The sequence below is a fragment of the Flavobacterium sp. F52 genome, assembly GCF_000278705.1.
GTDB classification, from domain to species: domain Bacteria; phylum Bacteroidota; class Bacteroidia; order Flavobacteriales; family Flavobacteriaceae; genus Flavobacterium; species Flavobacterium anhuiense.
Genome location: NZ_AKZQ01000019.1, coordinates 251,281 through 273,722, shown reverse-complemented (window position 1 = coordinate 273,722; position 22,442 = coordinate 251,281). Strand labels below are relative to the sequence as shown.

Below are 22,442 nucleotides of genomic sequence, written 5' to 3'. Positions count from 1 at the left end.
TAAAGATTTCATACCTTGTAGTATAACTTGAAAAAGTTTATAACAATAAATTAAAGTAATTGCCAACATTATTTAGTGTAACTGTTTATTAATCTTTAAATTAGAAATTATGAAAAAGTACCTTTTACTAGCTGCAATTTTATGCACATCAATTACGTTTGCACAGACCATTACATCTAAACAAGAAGAAGCTAGTATTGAACAATACGAACTCTTAAAAAAAGTAAACCAATATTATCCGGATATTACCTTAAGCAAATCGGTGACGAATTTTTACGCTGACGGCAAAATTATCGATTCGCAACAGGATTTTGACTTAAGAGGCACAAAATTTTCAAGTTATAAATTAGGCATTGAGCCAGGAAACAAAAAAGTGAAATTTGATTATACATCTAGTGAGGCTGGTCATGTGTACGGCGACGTTACTATTTTTAACGGAAATGCTTTGCGAACTACGTTTAACGAAAAAACAAATCAAGTTGACGTATCACTAAATGGGAAATCGGTTTATTTAAAAAAATTATAGATTTGAGAAAACTTTAGAAAAAGCATCGCAAACTTGTGATGCTTTTTTGATTTATATTTGGTTCAGATTTTAATAACACAAACTACAATGAAAAAATTTCTTTTCCTGGCATTTTTAATTTCCATGCAAGCATTCTCGCAGCAAAACAAATTCTCAGGAACTTGGGGAAGCCAAAAATGCAAAGACTGCAAGAAAGAATATAGTTTTATGATTACGATAGCTCAGTCAAATTATAAGATTTTTGGAACTGCGGAAGTTACTAGCGAACACAAAGATTTAAATTCAGGAATTTTAGAAGTTACCGGACATGTTTATCCGCATGGCGACAAAGCGCAAATAAAACTCAAAGATAAAAACGGAGTTACAGCTAGCGCAGTTTTGTTTGTAAACGATGCCGTAATTCAGTTCAATAAAAATGGCGGAGGTGATGTTGTTCCAAAAGAGATGATTTTGAATAAATTATATGAATAAGCTCCTTCTCGGAGCTATTTCATTTTGAACTATAATTTATATTATGTAAAATAGAATATTTTAGAAACCGCCCTATATATGCGCTGTATGCATTTCTTTTGAAAATGCTTTCAAATATCTAAAATTTCACTTCCTTACTTCTGGCGTATATTTGATGAATATTTTTTTTATAAAAGAATTAAAAATTAAAATTCGTATAAATACGCTGTATGGTTTTTGTTTTAAAAAATCTTCAAATATTGAAAATTTAGATTATCTTGATTTAAGGAAATTTTATTGATTATTAGAACAAATTTCTGAAAATTCAAATCGATCATAAATCCGTTATATGAATTTTAAAATAAAACATTTTCAAATATTGAAAAATTAGCTTGATGAATTTATTGCTGAAATTTATTAGGCTGAATATTTTCTTTCAAATTCAAACCAACTATAAATGCGCTATATGATTTTAAAATCAAAAAAAATTGAAATATTGCAAAATTATGAAACTTGATTCGAATTGTTTATTTTTCGTCTAAATCAAACATCAGTTTCAGAATCATAATATTTAAAATTTCAAAACATTAAAACTTTTACAGGTCTTATTGCCATTATCTTTTAACATTTCTTTAAAATAATTAGTTTCTCCTAAAGAACCTTTCGTTGTAAGACTTTATTTTACTATTTTTACATTCGATACTTTAAAAATAAATTATCACACATATGAATACAGTTGCTGAACATATTGCAGATTTTTTAAAAGAATACAAACCGTTTGATAACCTGACTTTCCAGGAATTATCAGATATTGCCACGAATATTCGTGTCATCAATTTAGAAAAGCATGCGGTATTATTTCAAAATAACGATCCGCTTCATGAAAGTTTTTATGTTGTAGCTTCTGGTGTCATTAATCTTACGACTATTGCAGACGCCGAAGAAACCATTATAAATAAATGTCACGAAGGCGATATTTTTGGTTTACGTCCGTTTTTTGCAAAAAACAACTACATGATGACCGCTAAAGCACGTGAGGAAAGTATTATTTATGCTATTCCTATTGCCGTATTTAGACCATTTGTAGCCAATAATTCTGATGTATTGAACTTTCTTTTGGAGAGTTTTGCTGTAAATTCACGTCACACCAAAGACAGCGTGGGTTCTAACGGCAAGCTAATTTCTGATAGCGATTACATTGATCAGCAGACAGAAATGCAATATATTCAGTCACTTAACTATAATAATTCGCCTCTAACAACTCAAGCCACATCTATAATTAAGGATGTTGCACTTTTAATGACTGATTCTATGGTAGATAATATCATAATCTGTGGCGAGAAAAATCATCCAATTGGAATTGTCACCAATGCTGATTTGTCTTCAAAAATTGCAACTGGACGCTATCCTATTACTGAAACCATTGACAAGATTATGTCTTCTCCGGTTGTTACAGTTTTAGAAAATGTGTCTTTGGCAGAAGCACAATTGTTAATGCTGAAACATAATGTAACTCACTTATGCGTTACTAAAGACGGTACAAGCAAATCTGTTGTAAAAGGAATTATTTCCGAACACGATCTTATTGTTGCTCAAGCTAGTAACCCAGGTGTATTAATTAAAGAAATTAAGCGTTCTCAACTTCCAAAAGACTTAAAACAAATACGCGATCGTCTATCAGATTTGATTCAGAATTCGATTCAAAAAAATATCCCAATCTCACATGTTAGCAATATAGCAAGCGAGATTAACTTAGCTATCATTAAAAGGGCAGTCGAATTATCAATTTTAGACTTAGGCTCCCCTCCTGCACGTTTTGCATGGTTAAGTATTGGTAGTCAAGGACGTAAAGAACAATTATTGCTTACAGATCAGGATAGCATTTTAATTTTTGAGGACGTTACTCCAGAGAAATACAGAGAGGTAAAAGATTATTTCTTGAGACTGGCTAAACGCGCTACTTCTATACTAGAAAAAGTGGGCTATGATTATTGTCCAAATGGGCACATGGCAAGCAACATGCTTTGGTGTAAATCATTGAGCGACTGGACTAAACAATACAATAGCTGGATGAATACTCCAGGTGAAAATAGTAATGATTTGAGCAGTATTTTCTTTGATTATGAAATTGTTTTTGGAGAACCAAAAATTGAAGAAGCAATAGAAAGCGTAATTTTTAAAAATGCCGTTAATAACACTTTGTTCTTTGACTTTTTAGGAAATGATGCCTTAAAGAAAAATTCTCCTTTGAGTTTCTTCAAGAAATTTATAACGGAAGAAGATGGACCACATAAAGATAAATTTGATATCAAGACAAGAGCTTTGATGCCGCTAATTGATGGTGCACGTTTATTAATATTAAATGCCAACATAAAAGGAATTCAAAATACGTATCTAAGATTCAAACAATTAGCAATTACAGATTCTAAAAATGCCGAAATATACTTAAGCTGTGCGGAAGCATTCTTGACACTTTCCAAATTTAGAACTGTTGAAGGATTAAAAAATGACGACTCTGGCCAATATATTAATTTAAGAGAAATGTCAAAATCTGACAAAGAGAAATTAAAAAATGCATTGTCCCCAATGAAAGACCTGGAGGAACTGATTAAGAGTAAATTTCAATTGACACAATTCTCATAAAACATGCTAGACTGGCTAAAAAATATCAATAAAGACTATCCAGATTTCTGGAAAGATTATTTAACTAAATTCGAAACTAAACCTAATAAGTTTGTTGTATTGTCAACTGAAACTTCTGGCTTAAATCCGGATAAAGATGTTATATTATCACTTGGAGCCTTTTCAGTTATTGATAACAGCATTGTTATTAAAGAAAATTTTGAAACCGTTTTATTACAATATAAATACCTTCAAGACAATGGGCTTTCAAATGAATTTATCATTGAAAGCAAAATGATGAAAATGCCTGAACCTGATGCACTTGAAGCCTTTGTGAATTTTATCGGAAATTCTATTTTGGTTGGACATCATATCAATTTTGATATCGAAATGTTGAATGCATCTTTGGAACGTTTAAACTGTGGAAGACTAAAAAATGAGGCTTTAGATGTAGATGTAATGTACAGAAAATTGACTGATATAAATGACAAGCAATTTTCTCTTGATGATTTATGCGGAATTTATAAAATCCCAAAAAGCGACAGAAATTCTTCTTCTGAAGATGCTTATAGGATTGGACTTCTATTCTTGAAATTAAAATCTAGATTGGGAATTAAATAAATTAAAAATAATCAATTCTGTATGATCTAAAAATGCCTCTTAAATTTTTAAGAGGCATTTTGTTTATTTAAGCTTTAACACAAAATTATAAGCTCATATATTTTTCAAATTAAGTAAAACAGTAATTTTATATCAAATTATATTTCCAAAAAACAAACAAAAACACAGTCTATTTTTTAATTAAAAAAATCTATGAAAAAGCTTTTATTTATGTTGCCATTGCTGTTTTTTGTTTCAGCAATTTTTGCCCAAAATCAAGACCCTTCTTCTAAACGAATTTTAGGAAACTGGTATTCTAAAACAAACCTAAGTATCAAATGGACTTTTACGCAAGACGGGCGAGTTTACAATTATAACCAAGACAGAATGGCTGTAATGTATAAATATACCATTTCACATAGTTGCCAAAATTTTACGGATGATACAGAAGAATTTATAACTTTAATGGACAAAGATGGTAATCAATTCTGTTTTAAAATAAATGGAATAAATGAAAACAAAAATGGAATTCTGTCGCTCACTAATTTAAGCAACATGCAGCAACTTATTTTTGTAAACGATGCAAATTCAAAAGTTGCTCAATAATATATTTTTAAAAATTCTTTAAAAAAAAAACGCCTCTAAATTAAGAGGCGTTTTTTTTGTTTATGTTTCAAATTAAGAAATTCTTTCTTTCATAATTTCTTCAACTACTTCTGGATTTAGTAAAGTCGTTGTATCTCCAAAATTAGAAAAATCTCCTTCTGCTATTTTACGCAGTATTCTACGCATAATTTTTCCTGAACGAGTTTTTGGCAAACCAGAAACGAATTGAATCTTGTCTAATTTAGCGATTGGCCCAATGTGATCTGCAATATATTGATTAATCTCCTTAGCCAGATTTTCTTTGTTTCTAACTTCTCCTGTTTCTTTCAGAATTACAAAACCATATAAAGCATTTCCTTTAATATCGTGAGGGAATCCAACAATAGCAGATTCTGCAACAGCTGGATGTTCGTTGATCGCATCTTCAATTGGCGCAGTTCCTAAGTTATGTCCAGAAACAATTACTACATCATCTACTCTACCGGTGATTCTGTAATAACCCACTTCATCTCTTAATGCTCCGTCTCCAGTAAAATATTTTCCAGGGAAAGCAGAGAAATAAGTCTCTTTGTAACGATCGTGATTACCCCAAATAGTTCTGGCAATTCCTGGCCACGGGAATTTAATACACAAACTTCCAACTACTTGATTTCCTTCAATTTCATTGCGTTTTTCATCCATCAAAACTGGCTGAATTCCAGGCAATGGTAAAGTTGCATACGTTGGTTTTGTTGGTGTTACAAAAGCAATCGGCGAAATCATGATTCCTCCTGTTTCTGTCTGCCACCAAGTATCTACAACTGGACATCTCTTATCTCCAACGTGGTCATTAAACCAGTGCCAAGCTTCTTCGTTGATTGGCTCTCCAACAGATCCAATAACTTTAAGTGATTTAAGAGGATATTTTTGAATATAATCTAAACTTTCTTTTGCCAACGAACGGATTGCAGTTGGTGCAGTATAGAATTGTGTAATTTTATGTTTTTCGATAATATCCCAAAAACGGCTAAAATCCGGATAAGAAGGCACTCCTTCAAAAATTACAGTTGTAGCGCCATTCAATAATGGTCCGTACAATATATAAGAGTGACCTGTAATCCATCCGATATCTGCAGTACACCAGAAAATGTCATTGTCTTCGTAATTGAAAACGTTTTTAAAAGTATACGCTGTATATACCATGTAACCTGCAGTAGTATGAACCATTCCTTTTGGTTTTCCTGTTGATCCTGAAGTATATAAAATAAATAAAGGATCTTCGGCATCCATAATTTCAGCAACGCTATTATCCAAAGCTGCGTCTAATAATGGTTGCAACCAAATGTCACGGCCCTCTTTCATTTTAACATCAGTATTAGTTCTTTTTGCAACTAAAACTTTTGTTACAGAAGGACAAGTTTCTAAAGCTTCATCAACAATTCCTTTAAGATCAATTGTTTTATTTCCTCTATAACCTCCGTCAGATGTAATCACCATTTTACACTCGCAATCGTTGATTCTTGCAGAAACTGCAGAAGCAGAAAATCCAGCAAAAACTACTGAGTGAATTGCTCCAATTCTAGCACAAGCTAAAACAGCAACAGCCAATTCTGGAATCATTGGCAAATAAATGCAAACTCTGTCCCCTTTACGAACACCTTGCTCGCGAAGAACGTTTGCCATTTTTGAAACTCTCTCGTATAATTCATTATACGATATATGTAAAGCCTCTTCAGAAGGATCGTTCGGTTCAAAAATAATTGCCGTCTTCTCTCCTCTTTTGCTTAAATGTCTATCAATACAGTTTTTGGTAATGTTAACTTTAGCATCTGTAAACCATTTTACTTCAGCCTCAGCCATATTAAAATCAACAACTTTTTCCCATTGCTGGTACCATGTGAAATTCTCCTCTGCTATTTTTCCCCAAAATTTTCTTGGCTCTCTTATTGACTTATTGTAATGTTTAAAGTATTGTTCTAAATTTTCAATTTTGTAATAGCTCATCGTTTGTTGAATTTTTTTATAAATGTATTAAATCTGAACGTATCCGTGAAATAATTTAATTCATAAATTTTATCAAAAAAAAACATTTATTTAATAAAATATGATAATTATCTGAAATTATTTTAAAACTTTATTTTTTATTATTACTTAAGGGCAAAAAAGGCATAATAAACAGATATTATGCCTTTTTTAATTTAACAAATTTCAATAACAATTAATTTTGTAAATGCGTTGCAAAATTTTTCTCTATTTTGAAAATAGCAGCATCCTTATTAATTAAAACAGAAATTTCAACAAGTATATTTTTTTTCAAAATATACCCCATTTTAGGGATCCGCTTCACTTAACTTGCTTATTATCTGAAGTTAAGTGAATGCAATATGCATCTATATCTATTATCTTAATAAGTGCTTACTAATTCAAAATATTACAAATCATTGATACAGTGCAAATTCCGCAGAATCGGATTCTGCGGAAATTCCCAATTTTTTATTATCCAATTTTTTTCATTGCTGTCATAGACTCTCTCAACCAAGCTCCTACTTCTTCGATAGGATGCTGACGGATTGCTTTGTTTACAGCAATTAATACGGTATTGTCTACTCCGTTTGAAGTAGAAAATGGTTTACCTATAATATTAGTTTCAACTTTTTTCATGAATTCAGTCAATAATGGCTTACACGCATGATCAAATAAGTAACATCCGTACTCAGCAGTGTCAGAAATTACACGGTTCATTTCGAATAATTTCTTTCTTGCAATTGTGTTTGCAATTAATGGCAATTCATGTAAAGACTCATAATAAGCAGATTCTTCGATGATTCCAGCCTCTGTCATTGTTTCGAAAGCTAATTCAACACCAGCTTTTACCATTGCAATCATCAATACTCCATTATCAAAATATTCTTGCTCAGAGATTGGAGCTTCTTGTGGAGCTGTTTTTTCGAAGTTAGTTTCTCCTGTTGCAGCTCTCCATTTCAATAAGTTAACATCGTCATTTGCCCAGTCAATCATCATAGTTCTAGAGAATTCCCCAGAAATGATATCGTCTTGGTGTTTTTGGAATAACGGACGCATGATATCTTTCAATTCTTCAGCCAATTCGTAAGCTTCAATTTTTGAAGGATTGTTTAAACGATCCATCATATTTGTAATACCACCGTGTTTCAAAGCTTCAGTGATAGTTTCCCATCCGTATTGGATTAATTTAGATGCATAAGCAGGATCGATTCCTTTTTCAACCATTTTATCAAAACATAAAATAGATCCTGTTTGCAATAATCCGCAAAGAATTGTCTGCTCACCCATTAAGTCTGATTTTACTTCAGCCACGAAAGATGATCTTAAAACTCCAGCTCTGTGTCCTCCAGTTGCTACAGCATAAGCTTTTGCTTGATCTAAACCAAATCCGTTCGGATCGTTCTCTGGGTGAACAGCGATAAGAGTTGGAACTCCAAATCCTCTTTTGTATTCTTCACGTACCTCAGAACCTGGACATTTAGGAGCACACATAATAACAGTGATGTCTTTACGAATCTGCATTCCTTCTTCCACAATGTTAAATCCGTGAGAATAAGCCAAAGTAGAACCTTGTTTCATTAATGGCATAATAGCAGTTACCACAGCAGTGTGTTGTTTGTCTGGTGTAAGGTTGCAAACTAGATCTGCAGTTGGAATCAATTCTTCGTAAGTTCCTACTTTGAAACCATTTTCAGTTGCATTTTTATAAGAAGCTCTTTTTTCTGCAATTGCATCTGCACGCAATGCGTAAGAAATGTCTAAACCAGAATCTCTCATGTTTAAACCTTGATTCAAACCTTGTGCTCCACAACCAACAATTACAACTTTTTTTCCAGCCAATGCTGCAATTCCGTCTGCAAATTCAGATTGCTCCATAAATTCGCAAACTCCTAATTGTTCTAATTGTAATCTAAGTGGTAATGTATTGAAATAATTTGCCATTTTTGTTTTAATATTTAATGAAATGAAATTTAATATTGATTATATATAACTAAGATTTTATTATTTAAAAGTTTCTAGCAATGAAGAAATTTCCATTTTTTGCTTAGAAACTGATATTCTTCCCGAACGCACAAACTGCATAATTCCGTATGGTTTGAACTTTTGGTATAATTCTTCAATTTCAGAACGTCTTCCTGATTTTGAAATCACAAAGAAATCTCGAGAAACGGTAACAATTGTCGACTGGCTCTCTTTGATAATATTCTGAATCTGTTTCTCGTCAAACAACAAGCTTGAAGCGATTTTAAACAAGGCATTTTCTAAGAAAATAGTCTCTTCATCTGTATGATAAAATGCTTTTATAACTTCAATTTGTTTTTCGATCTGGCCTACAATATTCTGAACCCATTTTTCTGTCGTGTTTACAACAATGATAAATCTTGAAACATTCTCTATTTCTGATTCTGAAACATTTAGACTTAATATATTAATGTGACGCTTTAAGAATATTCCAGATATTCTATTCAACAGTCCCACATTATTTTCTGAGTATACCGATATGGTAAATGTTTTATCTTCCATTTGTTTTTAGTTTTTTTTTGTTTCACGTTTCAAGTTTCACATTCTCAACAGAACTTGAAACCTGAAACTTAAAACTTGAAACTTTTTACTTAACTTAATCTAATTTCTGATACACAAGCTCCTGTTGGAATCATTGGGAAAACGTTGTTTTCTTTTTCGACTACAACTTCTAAGAAGTATGAATCTTTTGACGCCAGCATCTCAGCGACTGCAGCATCTAAATCTTCACGCTGTGTAACTTTTTTAGATTTGATATGATATCCTTCAGCAATGGCAATGAAATTTGGATTGATCATTTTTGTTGAAGCATATCTGTTATCAAAAAATAATTCTTGCCACTGGCGAACCATTCCTAAGAATTCGTTGTTTAAAACCACAATTTTTACTGGAACTTCTGTTTGAAAAATTGTTCCTAGTTCCTGAATTGTCATCTGGAAACCTCCATCACCAATAATAGCTACTACTTCGCGATCTGGTTTTCCCATTTTTGCTCCAATCGCAGCAGGCAATGCGAATCCCATTGTTCCTAAACCTCCTGAAGTAATATTACTTTTTGTTGAATTGAATTTAGCGTAACGGCAAGCAAACATCTGGTGCTGACCAACATCTGAAACGATAATGGCATCACCTTTTGAGTGTTTGTTGATCATTTCGATTGTTTCTCCCATCGAAATTCCTTTACCGTTTGTTGGATTTAATTCTTCTTTTATTACAGAATCATATTCAACTTTACTTAATTCTTTAAACTCATTGTGCCATAAATCATGAGATTTTGCATCTAATAATGGCAATAAAGCAGCCAAAGATTCTTTAACATCTCCTAAAACAGCAATATCCGTCTTAACGTTTTTATCAATCTCAGCAGGATCAATTTCGAAGTGAATTACTTTTGCTTGTTTTGCATAAGTGCTTAATTTACCTGTAACACGGTCGTCAAAACGCATTCCGAAAGCAATTAAAACATCACATTCGTTTGTTAGCAAATTTGGCGCATAATTTCCGTGCATTCCAAGCATACCAACGTTCAAAGGATGATCTGTTGGTAAAGCTGACAATCCTAAGATTGTCCAAGCTGCTGGAATTCCAGATTTTTCAATCACTGCTTTAAACTCAGCTTCTGCCTGACCTAAAATAATCCCTTGACCAAAAACAATAAGCGGTTTTTTTGCACTATTAATTAAAGCTGCAGCTTCGGCAACTTTGTCTAAATTTAATTTTGGAACAGGAACATAACTTCTAATTCCTGTGCATTTTTCATAACTAAATTCGAACTCATCAAATTGAGCATTTTTAGTAATATCAACCAAAACTGGCCCTGGACGTCCAGAACGAGCAATGTAAAATGCTTTTGCAATAATTTCAGGAATTTGAGAAGCTTCGGTTACTTGGAAATTCCATTTTGTAACCGGAGTTGAAATTCCGATAATATCGGTTTCCTGAAATGCATCAGATCCCAATAAATGTCTTCCAACTTGCCCCGTAATACACACTAAAGGAGTTGAATCGATTTGAGCATCTGCGATACCAGTTACTAAATTTGTAGCTCCTGGTCCAGAAGTAGCAATGGCCACCCCTACTTTTCCTGTAGCCCTTGCATAACCTTGAGCTGCATGCGTTGCACCTTGTTCATGACGCACTAAAACGTGGTGCAACTGATCTTGAAATTTATATAATTCGTCGTAAACTGGCATTATAGCTCCACCTGGATAACCATAAATCAAATCTACTCCTTCTGCTAATAAACATCTTATAACGGCTTCTGCCCCTGATATTTTCATAGTATATTGTTTTTCCAATGTCAAATTTCAATTTCAAAATTCAATGGCAGTATCAAAAATCAATTTCATCTTTAACTTTAAGTTTATTTTTGAAATTTTTAATTTTTATTGCTATTGCTTTTTGTTATTGTAATTGATATTGATTTTTGATTTTTTATAATTATTTATCGGTTACACATCCTGTTGATGCACTCGAAACCGACTTAGCGTATTTAAGTAAAACCCCTCTGTCAACTTTTAAAGCCGGCTGAACCCAAGCCGCTTTTCTTGCTGCAAATTCTTCGTCAGATATCTTCAGGTCGATTGTATTTTTCACAGCATCAATGGCGATTAAGTCACCATCTTTTACTAGTGCAATACCACCACCGTCATATGCTTCTGGTGTAACGTGTCCTACCACGAAACCGTGCGAACCGCCCGAGAATCTACCGTCTGTAATTAGCGCACAACTGCTTCCTAATCCAGCTCCAATAATCGCAGATGTAGGCTTCAGCATTTCAGGCATTCCCGGACCACCTTTTGGTCCACAACCCCTGATGACGACTACATTACCTGGTTTAATCTTTCCGGCTTGAAGACCTGGAATTACTTCAAATTCACCTTCAAATACAACAGCTGGCCCTTCGAAATATTCTCCTTCTTTTCCGCTGATTTTTGCTACAGCACCTTCAGTAGCAAGATTTCCGTATAATACCTGAATATTTCCTGTTGGTTTTAATGCTTTTTGAATTTCATGAATTACTTCTTGTCCGTCTTGTAAATCTGGAGTTGAAGCTAAGTTTTCTGCAACTGTTTTTCCTGTAACTGTTAAACAATCCCCATGAATAAGCCCAACTTTCAATAAGTATTTCATAACTGCTGGAATACCTCCTACTTCGTGAATGTCTTCCATCATGTATTTACCGCTTGGCTTCATGTCTGCCAATACTGGTGTTCTATCGTTAATTGCTTGGAAATCATCTAATGTAATTGTGATTCCAACTGAGTGAGCCATTGCAATTAAGTGCATAACAGCATTTGTAGAACCACCTAAAACAGCTACAATTGTGATAGCGTTTTCAAAAGCCTTGCGAGTCATAATGTCTCTTGGCTTAATATCTTTTTCTAATAATATTTTGATTGCTTTTCCAGCTTCAAGACATTCGTCTCTTTTCTCCTGACTTAAAGCAGGGTTTGAAGAACTATAAGGCAAACTCATCCCTAATGCTTCAATAGCAGAAGACATTGTATTTGCAGTGTACATTCCACCGCAAGCACCAGCTCCTGGGCAAGCATTTTGAATAACACCTTTAAAATCTTCTGGAGTAATTTCGCCTTTTACTTTTTTTCCTAAAGCTTCAAAAGCAGAAACGATATTTAAAGATTCTCCTTTCCATTTTCCAGAATGGATAGAACCTCCGTAAACCATAAGAGATGGGCGGTTTAACCTCCCCATTGCAATTAAAGCACCAGGCATATTTTTATCGCATCCAGGAATTGCAATTAAACTATCATACCATTGTGCTCCCACAACTGTTTCGATAGAATCTGCAATTACATCACGAGAAACTAGTGAGTAACGCATACCTTCAGTTCCGTTAGAAATACCATCACTGACACCAATGGTATTAAAAATAAGTCCGACAAGATCTGCATCCCAGACACCTTTTTTAACATCTTGTGCTAAATCATTAAGGTGCATGTTACAAGTGTTACCATCGTAACCCATGCTCACAATTCCAACTTGTGCTTTTTTTAAATCTTCTTCAGTTAAACCAATTCCGTACAACATCGCTTGCGCCGCAGGCTGTGTTTGATCTTGTGTGATGGTCTTGCTGTACTTATTTAATTCCATTATAGTTTTATTTTTTTAATTTTTTGTTCAAAAAAAAACCTTCCAGTATTTGGAAGGTTTGTAATATAGTCTTTCAATTATATTTATAACATTCCCGATGCAGATGTGTGAATCACATTGACAACAACGACAGAAGTAATAATAATTGAGATTTGCATCATTTATTTTTTAGTGTCACAAAAGTAAATAAACTTCTGGAAGTAAAAAAATAAAATCTCAACATTTACAATACTTCTTGTGATTATATTCAAGTTTTAACAAAAAATATTAAACAATTGTAGATTGCCCAATACTTACATTGTCATTATTGAAATAAAGCAAATCATCTTTGCTGAAAATAAAATTAGAAACAAACTCTCCAACTTCATTTGTTCCAAATTTTGAGTCTGGCCTCAAATCAACTGTAACTACTTTGTATTCAATTGCTTTTTCAACCGCTTTATAGATTACATGAGCTTCTTTAGTTAATCCAAAGTGCTCTAGCAAAAGTGCTGCAGCCAAAATGGAAGCAATCGGATTGGCAATGTTTTTGCCTTTCGCCTGTGGATATGATCCGTGAATTGGTTCAAACAAAGCATTTTTTTCACCTAAAGATACCGATGGCAATAATCCAATTGAACCTGTAATTACGCTAGCTTCATCAGATAAAATATCTCCGAACAAATTCTCAGTCAAAATCACATCAAATTGTTTCGGATTTAAGATTAACTGCATTGCTGCATTATCCACAAATAAGAAATCAAGTTTAACATCTGAATACTCTTCGCTCACTTTCTGAACGACTTTTCTCCATAATCTTGAAGTTTCCAAAACATTTGCTTTGTCTACCATTGTTAGCTTTTTACGTCTTTTTTGCGCCGATTTAAAAGCTAAATGTGCAATTCTTGTAATTTCTTCTTCTGAATATTCACATAAATCCGAAGCATGTGTTCCTTCTTCATTAAGTGTTTTAGTTCCAAAATAAGCTCCACCAGTTAATTCTCTAAAAATGGTAAAATCAGCTCCTTCAATAATTTCTCTTTTTAAAGGAGAAGATTCGATTAAGGCTTTATAAGGTTTTATAGGACGAATATTAGCAAACAATCCTAATTCTTTTCGCAATTTTAATAATCCTTGCTCTGGGCGAACCTTTGCATTTGGATTGTTATCATATTTAGGATCTCCAATTGCACCAAGCAAAACCGCATCTGTATTTAAGCACAGATTTAGAGTCTGCTCCGGCAAAGGGCTTCCCGTTTTATCGATAGCAACCGCTCCCATCAGTGCTTCTTCAAAAACAAATTCATGATTATACACTTCGCCAATGGCGTACAAAGCTTTTTTAGCCTGTAATATTACTTCAGGTCCAATTCCATCTCCTGGTAAAACTGCAATTTTTAAATTCATAATCTCTCGCTCTTTATGTCTTTAAATCCTTATTGTTCCTTAAACTCTTATTTTTATACTTATTTTAGTTTCTTATTAAATCTCCTTCTATTTTAGAAGCTTCTATAATTTGGTGGATATCTGCGTCTACAACTTCTTTTTTAATATCAGCGAATTTCAAGAATTCGATGTAAACGATATCCAATTGTGTTTTTGTCAATTCGTAACCTACTTTTTTAGCACGGTAAGCCAAAGCAGCTCTTCCGCTTCTTGCTGTTAAAATGATTGAAGATTCATTCACTCCCACATCTAGCGGATCCATGATCTCGTAAGTTGCTCTGTTTTTGATTACACCATCTTGGTGAATACCAGAACTGTGTGCAAAAGCATTTGCTCCAACAATTGCTTTATTTGGCTGTACAATCATTCCCATACTTTCAGAAACTAAACGGCTCATTTCGTTCAATTCTCTTGTATTAATGTTTGTATCTAAATTTAAGTAAGGGTGCTGTTTGAAAATCATTACCACTTCTTCAAGTGCAGTGTTTCCAGCTCTTTCGCCTATACCATTAATAGTACATTCAATTTGTCTTGCTCCATTTATAGCTCCTGCGATCGAATTTGCAGTTGCCATTCCTAAATCATTATGACAGTGGCATGAAAGGATAACGTTTTCGATTCCTTTTACGTTTTCTTTTAAGTATTTAATTTTTGCTCCGTATTCTTCTGGAAGACAATATCCAGTAGTATCAGGAATATTCAATACTGTAGCTCCAGATTTGATAACTTCTTCACAAACTTTAGCTAAGAACGCATTGTCTGTTCTACCAGCATCTTCAGCGTAGAATTCAACATCTTCTACATAAGATTTAGCGTGTGATACAGCAAATTTTGCTCTTGCAATAATATCTTCAGGCGTAGTATTTAATTTGTGGAGTATGTGAGATTCCGAAGTTCCGATTCCAGTATGGATTCTAGGTTTCTTAGCATGCTTTAAAGCAGCTGCAGCAACATCAATGTCGTTTTTTACGGCTCTTGTTAGTCCACAGACGGTTGCATTTTCTACAATTTTACAAATCTCAGAGACCGATAAAAAATCGCCCGGACTTGACACAGGAAAGCCTGCTTCGATAATGTCAACTCCCATTTTGTCTAGTCGTTCTGCGATAACTAATTTCTGTTTAGTATCTAACTTACATCCTGGAACTTGTTCACCATCTCGCAATGTGGTGTCAAAAATTTGAACTTTCTCTCTATTCATATTCATTTATTTAATGTAATTTCACATCTTGATAACAAATATATATTGTACTATTACAGTATGAAATTCATTTTAATGAAATTATACTGTTTATAAAACGACTTATACTATATTAACTAACTTATAATCAGTAAGTTATATTATTATTTTTTACAATGGCTAACCATCAAAAAGATTTCTTATTTGTTCTAATCAAATCACTTTCGAAATCAGAAAAAAGGCAGTTTAAAATTTTTGCAAGCCGATTAGAAACGAGTTCAAATACAAAATTTATCGAATTATTCAACATTTTAGATAAATCTGAAGTTTACGATGAAAAACTCATTTTGAAAAGTGGTGTTATCCAAAAAGTGCAGTTATCTAACTTAAAATCATACTTATACAAACAAATCCTGGTTAGTATAAGACTAAATATTCCTAGTCAGAATATTCGTTATCAGCTTCGAGAGCAAATGGATTTTGCTGTTATTCTTTATAATAAAGGATTATATAAGCAGAGCTTGAAAATATTGGATAAAACCAAACAGCAAGCTTTAGAGAATGATGAAAAATATATGGCGTATGAAATTGTTGAATTCGAAAAGCTAATTGAATCGCAATACATCACCCGAAGTATTCAAGGTCGTGCTGACGAATTGGTAGTTCAGGCCAAAGAATTGAATTATAGAAATACTATTTCAAGCAAATTATCCAATTTATCTCTTCAGCTGTACGGAATCATGCTGAAAACAGGTTATGTTAAAAATGATGAAGAGTACAGATATATTGATGATTACTTTAATAAGCATATTTCCAAGCTTGATGAGAGTAAATTTGGTTTCCGAGAAAAGTATTGGTTTTACAATGCCAATCTTTGGCGAAGCTTTCTAGTACAAGATTTCTTGGCGAGTTATAAATTTGCTTATAAATGGGTTCAGCTTTTCTATGACAATCCAAATATGATTTATCTGAATCCTGTTTTCTTCTTAAAAGGAAATCATTATTTCTTAGAATCGCTTTATATGTTAAAATATAAATCGAATTTCAAGAAATATCTAAATCTTCTGGAAGAAACAATCGCTGATCCTAAATTTCCTGTAAACGATAATCTTGCCTCATTGTCTTTCTTATATGTCTATAACAATAAATTGAATCTGCATATATTAGAAGGAACATTTGCAGAAAGCGAATATCTGATTCCTGAGATTTTAAATAAACTGAAATTGCACAGCGAACATCTTGACGAGCATCACGAGATGTTGTTTTTCTATAAAATTGCTTCTATTTATTTTGGTAACGAAAAATACAATGAGTGCATCAATTATTTAGACAAAATCATCAACAATAAAAACTTGACGATGCGTGAAGATTTAATGTGTTTTGCGAGATTATTGTCGCTTATTGCGCATTATGAGCTTGGGAAGGATTATTATTTAGAAAATCATTTAAAAAGCACATATAAGTTCTTATTGAAAATGAACGACTTGCATGAAGTTCAAAAAGAAATTATCAAGTTTTTAAGAAACCTAAACAACTTCTATCCTGCTGATATCAAAAAGGAATTCAAGAAAATGCACACTCGTTTCGTTGAGCTTGAAAAGAATACATATGAAAAAAGGGCTTTCTTATATTTAGATATCATTTCGTGGCTCGAAAGCAAAATCGAAAATAGGAAAATTGCTGATATTATTAAGGAGAAAGCGAAATTGAATAATCGTTAAGATTTAAATTCTAATAAAGAAATTCCAAATCCCAATAAAAAGCCTTGAATTTCAAGGCTTTTTTGTCATTTCGACGAAGGAGAAATCTTCGCAAGTAGCTCTGTAACAAAAGTCCAATCTTTGTGGAGTTTCTTGTGGAGATTTCTCCTTCGTCGAAATGACATACTAGATGCTAAAAACTACAAACCCGACAGTTTTTAAAAACCTGTCGGGTTTCAAAATCAAAAAAATCCCAAACTCCACTTAAAATTGGAATTTGGGATTTTAAAAATTGAAATTTGTCGAATTTTTATTCGACTATATTAGAAGTAGTAACATAGAAGTTTTTGTCTACTTCCAGTTTTCTGTCTTCGTTATCTGTTTTTATAGACTGCCATTCTGTGGTTGGTTTTAACCAAGTTTCTACTCCATTAATTTTAACTTTTACTGGCATATCAAATTTAGAAACACAATTAGTCCAATGGTAACCAAAAGTTCCGTTTTTAAACATATATTCAAAAACCGGAATTTGGGTTGTGGTTAAATATTGTGCAAAAACTCTATTGAAATTAATTCCAGATTGTTCGTTAATATAATCTTGAATCTGTTTTCCTGTAACGGTTTGATGATAAAAAGTCTTATTCATGCCTCTTAAAATCGATTTCCATTTAGCATCATCATTAATTATTTGACGAATTGTATGAAGCATATTGGCTCCTTTTGGATACATATCTCCAGATCCTTCATTATTTACATCATAATACCCGATGATTGGCTTGTCATTTTCAATATTTTGTCTGCATCCAATAACATATTCAGCACCAGCTTCTTTACCATAATAATACTCTACAAAAAGGCTCTCAGAATAATTGGTAAAACTCTCATGAACCCACATATCTGCAATATCTTTGTAGGTAATATTGTTAGCGTACCATTCGTGTCCAGATTCATGAATGATGATAAAATCAAATTTTAGTCCCCAACCTGTTCCACTTAAGTCACGTCCTAAATAACCTTGTTTATATTGGTTTCCATAAGTTACAGAACTTTGGTGCTCCATTCCTAAATAAGGCACTTCTACCAATTTATAGCTGTCTTCGTAAAAAGGATATGGTCCAAACCAGCTTTCAAAAGCTTTCAACATTTTTGGAGCATCTTTGAAATGTTCTTTAGCTAAAGCTAAATTATCTTTAAGAACATAATAATTACAATCTAAATTTCCTTTTTCCCCTTTAAATACTTCAGAGAAATTTACATAGTCACCAATATTGATGTTTACACCGTAATTATTAATTGGATTAGAAACATACCAATTGAAAGTTTTAGTTCCGTCTTTTTCTTTTTTAACGCTTTTCAGTCTTCCGTTAGAAACCTCCGTTAAATCTCCTGGCACATTCACGCTGATAAGCATATTTTCTACTTCATCATACATATGATCTTTGCAAGGCCACCAAACACTAGCGCCTAAACCCTGACAAGATGTAGCAATAAAATCTTTTCCGTTTTTATCTTTTTTCCAAGAAAAACCTCCATCCCATGGTGCTCTTACAGCTTCTTTCGGTTTTCCTTCATAATAAACTATAATCTCCTTAGTATCACCAACTTTTTGTTTTTCATTTAAAGTAATAAAAAACGCATTTCCATCTCTTTCAAATTTTAATTCTTTTCCGTTCTGCGTTACCTTGGTAATATTCATTGGCTGCTGCAAATCGATCTGCATACGGTTATTTTCTGTCAAAACAGTATAACGAACAGTATTCGAACCTGAAATTGATTTTTCTTTTGGATTTACCTTTACATTAAGATGATAATATTTTAAATCCCACCAAGCTCTTTCCTTTGTGATGCTTCCGCGTAAAGTGTCTTGATGTGTAAAAACGGTTTCTGACTTATTTAAAAGTCCCTGAGCATTGGCCGCAAAACCAACTAAAAAGGCGATAAATGCCCCACAAAAGTGTTTTTTCATTATTTATAAATTTGAAATAAATAAGGTTGTCAAACCTGTTTTAATCTTCAACAAATGTAAACATTCATATCAAACTTTTTAAATTTTTATCATTTTAACAATCAAAAACAATAGATAAACTCATTTTCTTTATTTTAGCGATTCAATTCTATTTAGTGTTTTATGAAATTGCAATACATTACTATTGTTTCGCTTTTATTCTGCCAATTATCCGTTTATTCTCAGACATTTCCTGTTCATAAAACAAATGGCGAAATTAATATTGATGGTGATTTATCAGAGTGGAAAACGCCTTTTCTTGATCCGTTTTCAATTCATAACACAGGCGAAAAAGCTTCCCAACAAACTTTTGTTTCACTTTCGTGGAATAGCAGAAACCTATATATAGCTTATAAATGCACTGATTCTAAAATCATTGGAGCACCGCAAACAAAAGATTCTCAAATATTCAACACCGATGATTTAGCTGAAATTTTTCTAGATCCAGATGGAGATGGCCAAAATTATATTGAAATTGGAGTGAATGCATTTTCTACAAATTACGATTTGGTTTTAAAATGCATTTCGCCAGAATGTGGAGGATGGAATACGGCAATGGATTTCGATATTAAAGGCTTAGAATCTGTAAGCAAAATAAATTCTGATGGCTATACAGTAGAAATCAAAATCCCTTTTTCTAGCCTCAAAAAAATTGAAAATGGCGGCTTTAAAAAACCGAAAACTGGGACAAAATGGCGAGGAAATGCTTTTAGAATTGATTACGGTGAAACCACTGAATACATTGCTTTACAGCCTTATAAAACTTCAGTTTTTGGATTTCATCAGCCACAAGAATTTGCGGTTTTTGAGTTTGTGGAGTAATAATTTTGATTCAAGTTTCAAGTTTTAAGTTTCATGTTCTGTGAGCAACTTGAAACTTGAAACTTGAAACAACAAAACTATTTTTGACGTCTTTTCAAAACTTCAACAACGTCATTCAGTTTATAACCTTTCGCCTGTAATAAAATCAAATAGTGAAATAGTAGATCGGCGCTTTCGCTAAGGAATAAATCGTCATTATCGTCTTTCGCTTCGATAACGACTTCTACAGCTTCCTCACCTACTTTTTGCGCTATTTTATTTATTCCTTTTGCAAACAAAGAAGCCACATAACTCTGTTCAGAATCAGCATTTTCTCTACGGGTTTTAATTGTATTTTCCAACTGAGAAATAAAACCGTAATTCGCATCATTTGGTTCTTGCCAACAGGTATCTGCTCCTGTATGACATGTTGGCCCGACAGGTTTTGCCTGAATTAAAAGCGTATCGCCGTCACAGTCATTTTTAATGCTTACTAAATTTAAAAAGTTGCCACTCTCCTCGCCTTTTGTCCAAAGTCTTTGTTTGGATCGGCTGAAAAAAGTTACTTTTTGTGTTTCTATTGTTTTTTGAAGCGATTCTTCGTTCATATATCCCAGCATCAAAACATTTTTTGTTTCTGAATCCTGAATTATCGCCGGAATTAATCCGTGTGCGCTTTTGATATCGATTTCCATTTTAATTTTAGATTTTAGTCCCGATAGCTATCGGGAAGATTTTAGATTAATTTCTAAACTCGGATTATTGGAATTTGGAATTTAAAAATTAGAATTTTTCTCAAATTCTCACTTCTATATTATTATCTCTTAATTCTTGTTTTAGGGCTTTAATTTCGATTTCTTTAAAGTGGAAAACACTTGCCGCTAAAGCTGCGTCTGCTTTTCCTTTTTGAAACGAATCTACGAAATGCTGAATATTTCCAGCTCCTCCAGAAGCAATAATCGGAATATTTACTAATTCTGAAAGTTTAGCCAAAGCTTCGTTTGCAAACCCATTTTTGGTTCCGTCATTATCCATAGAAGTAAATAAAATCTCTCCTGCACCACGTTCTGCCACTTCAACAGCCCAGTCAAATAAATTCAATTCAGTTGGTACTTTTCCGCCAACTAAATGCACAATCCATTGTCCGTCGATTTGCTTGGCATCAATTGCTACTACAACACATTGGCTTCCAAATTTCTGCGCTAAATCATTAATTAATTGTGGATTTTTAACTGCCGATGAATTGATTGAAACTTTATCAGCTCCATTATTCAGCAGAATATCAACATCTTCAACAGATGAAATCCCACCACCAACCGTAAACGGAATATTGATTTTTTCTGCAACACTTCGCACCATATTGACAAGTGTTTTACGTCTTTCTTCTGTTGCCGAAATATCCAGAAAAACCAATTCGTCTGCGCCTTCAGCCGAGTAAATTGCCGCCAATTCAACTGGATCTCCAGCGTCTCGCAAGTCAACGAAATTAACGCCTTTTACGGTTCTTCCGTTTTTTATATCTAAACAAGGTATTATTCTTTTTGCTAACATTTTTTATTTTAGTTGTTGGTTATTGGTTGATTGTTGTTGGTTAATGCGATAAACTATCAGCCGACAACTAATAACTATAAACCAATTATATAGTTTTCTAACTGTTTCAAAGTAATTCTTCCTTCGTAAATTGCTTTTCCTATAATTGTCCCCTCACAGCCTAATTCTGCTAGTTTGGGCAATTCCTCGAAAGTCGAAATTCCGCCTGAAGCGATTAATTTTACACCTTCCCCTTCTGCTAAAATCTTTTTATACAAATCAAAACTTGGACCTTGAAGCATTCCGTCTTTGGCAATATCTGTACAGATAACGTACTGAATTCCTTTCGATTGATAATCTTGAATGAATGGAATCAAATCTTCATTTGATTCTTCTAACCAGCCTGAAACAGCAATTTTTTCGTCTTTAGCATCAGCTCCCAGAATGATTTTCTCAGTTCCATATTGTGAAATCCATTTTTCGAAGATTGTTCTGTTTTTTACGGCAATGCTTCCGCCAGTAATTTGATTAGCACCGCTTTCAAAAGCAATTCTCAAATCGTCGTCTGATTTTAATCCGCCACCAAAATCAATTTTTAAGCTGGTTTGTGTAGCGATTTGTTCTAAAATCTTATAATTGACAATTTTGCTTGATTTTGCGCCGTCAAGATCTACTAAATGCAGATATTCGATTCCGTGCGCTTCAAATGATTTTGCCACTTCAAGCGGATTCTCGTTGTAAATTATTTTCGTATCATAATCACCTTTGGACAAACGAACGCATTTTCCATCAATGATATCTATGGCTGGTATTATTCTCATTTTTATTATTTTAGATTTCTAATTTTAGATTTTTAGA

General features: G+C 33.1%; 18 protein-coding genes. 7 read left to right on the top strand and 11 right to left on the bottom strand.

Features of this window, described 5'->3' with window-relative positions; genetic code table 11:
* The first annotated feature begins 109 nt into the window (after positions 1-109).
* The 5 genes from FF52_RS06920 to FF52_RS06900 all read left to right on the top strand — a co-directional run bounded on the left by FF52_RS06920 (position 110) and on the right by FF52_RS06900 (position 4,804).
* Entirely contained in the window at positions 110-526 is a 417-nt protein-coding gene (locus FF52_RS06920) for a hypothetical protein (protein ID WP_008464106.1), read from the top strand.
* Positions 527-613: 87 nt separating this feature from the next.
* A complete protein-coding gene (locus tag FF52_RS06915; RefSeq protein ID WP_008464105.1) occupies positions 614-997 on the top strand; it encodes a hypothetical protein in 384 nt (127 codons plus the stop codon).
* A 705-nt stretch (positions 998-1,702) separates the two neighbouring features.
* Positions 1,703-3,619, top strand: a complete 1,917-nt coding sequence (locus tag FF52_RS06910) for a DUF294 nucleotidyltransferase-like domain-containing protein (RefSeq protein ID WP_008464104.1) — start codon at positions 1,703-1,705, stop codon at positions 3,617-3,619.
* Between the two features lie 3 nt (positions 3,620-3,622).
* Positions 3,623-4,219 carry a 3'-5' exonuclease gene (locus FF52_RS06905; protein ID WP_008464103.1) on the top strand — a complete coding sequence of 199 codons (597 nt, stop codon included), beginning with the start codon at positions 3,623-3,625 and terminating at the stop codon, positions 4,217-4,219.
* A 192-nt stretch (positions 4,220-4,411) separates the two neighbouring features.
* Positions 4,412-4,804 carry a hypothetical protein gene (locus FF52_RS06900; protein ID WP_008464102.1) on the top strand — a complete coding sequence of 131 codons (393 nt, stop codon included), beginning with the start codon at positions 4,412-4,414 and terminating at the stop codon, positions 4,802-4,804.
* Between the two features lie 72 nt (positions 4,805-4,876).
* On the opposite strand, the gene acs is transcribed toward FF52_RS06900, so the two are convergent.
* The 7 genes from acs to FF52_RS06865 form a co-directional block, all read right to left on the bottom strand.
* On the bottom strand, positions 4,877-6,787 hold the full coding sequence (gene acs, locus FF52_RS06895; protein WP_008464101.1) for an acetate--CoA ligase: 1,911 nt from the start codon (positions 6,785-6,787) through the stop codon (positions 4,877-4,879).
* Between the two features lie 492 nt (positions 6,788-7,279).
* Positions 7,280-8,749 (bottom strand): ketol-acid reductoisomerase, encoded by a 1,470-nt coding sequence (gene ilvC / locus FF52_RS06890; protein WP_008464100.1) that lies wholly within the window; start codon positions 8,747-8,749, stop codon positions 7,280-7,282.
* 60 nt (positions 8,750-8,809) lie between these two features.
* On the bottom strand, positions 8,810-9,331 hold the full coding sequence (gene ilvN, locus FF52_RS06885; RefSeq protein WP_008464099.1) for an acetolactate synthase small subunit: 522 nt from the start codon (positions 9,329-9,331) through the stop codon (positions 8,810-8,812).
* A gap of 89 nt (positions 9,332-9,420) precedes the next feature.
* Entirely contained in the window at positions 9,421-11,109 is a 1,689-nt protein-coding gene (ilvB, locus tag FF52_RS06880; RefSeq protein ID WP_008464098.1) for a biosynthetic-type acetolactate synthase large subunit, read from the bottom strand.
* A 160-nt stretch (positions 11,110-11,269) separates the two neighbouring features.
* A complete protein-coding gene (ilvD, locus tag FF52_RS06875) occupies positions 11,270-12,943 on the bottom strand; it encodes a dihydroxy-acid dehydratase (RefSeq protein WP_008464097.1) in 1,674 nt (557 codons plus the stop codon).
* A 267-nt stretch (positions 12,944-13,210) separates the two neighbouring features.
* Positions 13,211-14,329, bottom strand: a complete 1,119-nt coding sequence (leuB, locus tag FF52_RS06870) for a 3-isopropylmalate dehydrogenase (protein WP_008464095.1) — start codon at positions 14,327-14,329, stop codon at positions 13,211-13,213.
* Positions 14,330-14,393: 64 nt separating this feature from the next.
* Positions 14,394-15,569 carry a 2-isopropylmalate synthase gene (locus tag FF52_RS06865; protein WP_008464093.1) on the bottom strand — a complete coding sequence of 392 codons (1,176 nt, stop codon included), beginning with the start codon at positions 15,567-15,569 and terminating at the stop codon, positions 14,394-14,396.
* A 155-nt stretch (positions 15,570-15,724) separates the two neighbouring features.
* Here FF52_RS06865 and FF52_RS06860 point away from each other — a divergent pair, with 155 nt between their 5' ends.
* Positions 15,725-17,269, top strand: coding sequence for a hypothetical protein (locus FF52_RS06860; protein ID WP_008464092.1), 1,545 nt, complete (start codon positions 15,725-15,727; stop codon positions 17,267-17,269).
* Between the two features lie 289 nt (positions 17,270-17,558).
* Here the strand turns inward: FF52_RS06860 and FF52_RS06855 are convergent, their stop codons facing one another.
* Complete coding sequence (locus tag FF52_RS06855; RefSeq protein ID WP_008464091.1) at positions 17,559-19,214, bottom strand: M1 family metallopeptidase; 1,656 nt, start codon at positions 19,212-19,214, stop codon at positions 17,559-17,561.
* 162 nt (positions 19,215-19,376) lie between these two features.
* On the opposite strand from FF52_RS06855, the gene FF52_RS06850 reads away from it, so the two are divergent.
* Positions 19,377-20,075, top strand: a complete 699-nt coding sequence (locus tag FF52_RS06850) for a carbohydrate-binding family 9-like protein (protein WP_008464090.1) — start codon at positions 19,377-19,379, stop codon at positions 20,073-20,075.
* A gap of 77 nt (positions 20,076-20,152) precedes the next feature.
* Here the strand turns inward: FF52_RS06850 and hisIE are convergent, their stop codons facing one another.
* From hisIE to hisA, 3 genes are all read right to left on the bottom strand, one after another.
* Complete coding sequence (hisIE, locus tag FF52_RS06845; RefSeq protein ID WP_262486377.1) at positions 20,153-20,755, bottom strand: bifunctional phosphoribosyl-AMP cyclohydrolase/phosphoribosyl-ATP diphosphatase HisIE; 603 nt, start codon at positions 20,753-20,755, stop codon at positions 20,153-20,155.
* Positions 20,756-20,849: 94 nt separating this feature from the next.
* Positions 20,850-21,605, bottom strand: coding sequence for an imidazole glycerol phosphate synthase subunit HisF (gene hisF / locus FF52_RS06840; protein WP_008464088.1), 756 nt, complete (start codon positions 21,603-21,605; stop codon positions 20,850-20,852).
* A gap of 74 nt (positions 21,606-21,679) precedes the next feature.
* Positions 21,680-22,405: a 1-(5-phosphoribosyl)-5-[(5-phosphoribosylamino)methylideneamino]imidazole-4-carboxamide isomerase gene (hisA, locus tag FF52_RS06835; protein ID WP_008464087.1), complete on the bottom strand. Its 726-nt coding sequence runs from the start codon at positions 22,403-22,405 to the stop codon at positions 21,680-21,682.
* Positions 22,406-22,442: the final 37 nt, after the last annotated feature.

Excerpts from the sequence above, each read along its gene's own strand:
- ilvB (WP_008464098.1), bottom strand. The coding sequence starts at position 11,109 with ATGAAAATATCAGGGGCAGAAGCCGTTATAAGATGTTTATTAGCAGAA.
- FF52_RS06865 (WP_008464093.1), bottom strand. The coding sequence starts at position 15,569 with ATGAATAGAGAGAAAGTTCAAATTTTTGACACCACATTGCGAGATGGT.
- leuB (WP_008464095.1), bottom strand. The coding sequence starts at position 14,329 with ATGAATTTAAAAATTGCAGTTTTACCAGGAGATGGAATTGGACCTGAA.
- hisF (WP_008464088.1), bottom strand. The coding sequence starts at position 21,605 with ATGTTAGCAAAAAGAATAATACCTTGTTTAGATATAAAAAACGGAAGA.
- FF52_RS06855 (WP_008464091.1), bottom strand. The coding sequence starts at position 19,214 with ATGAAAAAACACTTTTGTGGGGCATTTATCGCCTTTTTAGTTGGTTTT.
- FF52_RS06850 (WP_008464090.1), top strand. The coding sequence starts at position 19,377 with ATGAAATTGCAATACATTACTATTGTTTCGCTTTTATTCTGCCAATTA.
- hisA (WP_008464087.1), bottom strand. The coding sequence starts at position 22,405 with ATGAGAATAATACCAGCCATAGATATCATTGATGGAAAATGCGTTCGT.
- FF52_RS06900 (WP_008464102.1), top strand. The coding sequence starts at position 4,412 with ATGAAAAAGCTTTTATTTATGTTGCCATTGCTGTTTTTTGTTTCAGCA.
- acs (WP_008464101.1), bottom strand. The coding sequence starts at position 6,787 with ATGAGCTATTACAAAATTGAAAATTTAGAACAATACTTTAAACATTAC.
- FF52_RS06915 (WP_008464105.1), top strand. The coding sequence starts at position 614 with ATGAAAAAATTTCTTTTCCTGGCATTTTTAATTTCCATGCAAGCATTC.
- FF52_RS06910 (WP_008464104.1), top strand. The coding sequence starts at position 1,703 with ATGAATACAGTTGCTGAACATATTGCAGATTTTTTAAAAGAATACAAA.
- ilvC (WP_008464100.1), bottom strand. The coding sequence starts at position 8,749 with ATGGCAAATTATTTCAATACATTACCACTTAGATTACAATTAGAACAA.
- FF52_RS06860 (WP_008464092.1), top strand. The coding sequence starts at position 15,725 with ATGGCTAACCATCAAAAAGATTTCTTATTTGTTCTAATCAAATCACTT.
- ilvN (WP_008464099.1), bottom strand. The coding sequence starts at position 9,331 with ATGGAAGATAAAACATTTACCATATCGGTATACTCAGAAAATAATGTG.
- FF52_RS06905 (WP_008464103.1), top strand. The coding sequence starts at position 3,623 with ATGCTAGACTGGCTAAAAAATATCAATAAAGACTATCCAGATTTCTGG.
- ilvD (WP_008464097.1), bottom strand. The coding sequence starts at position 12,943 with ATGGAATTAAATAAGTACAGCAAGACCATCACACAAGATCAAACACAG.
- FF52_RS06920 (WP_008464106.1), top strand. The coding sequence starts at position 110 with ATGAAAAAGTACCTTTTACTAGCTGCAATTTTATGCACATCAATTACG.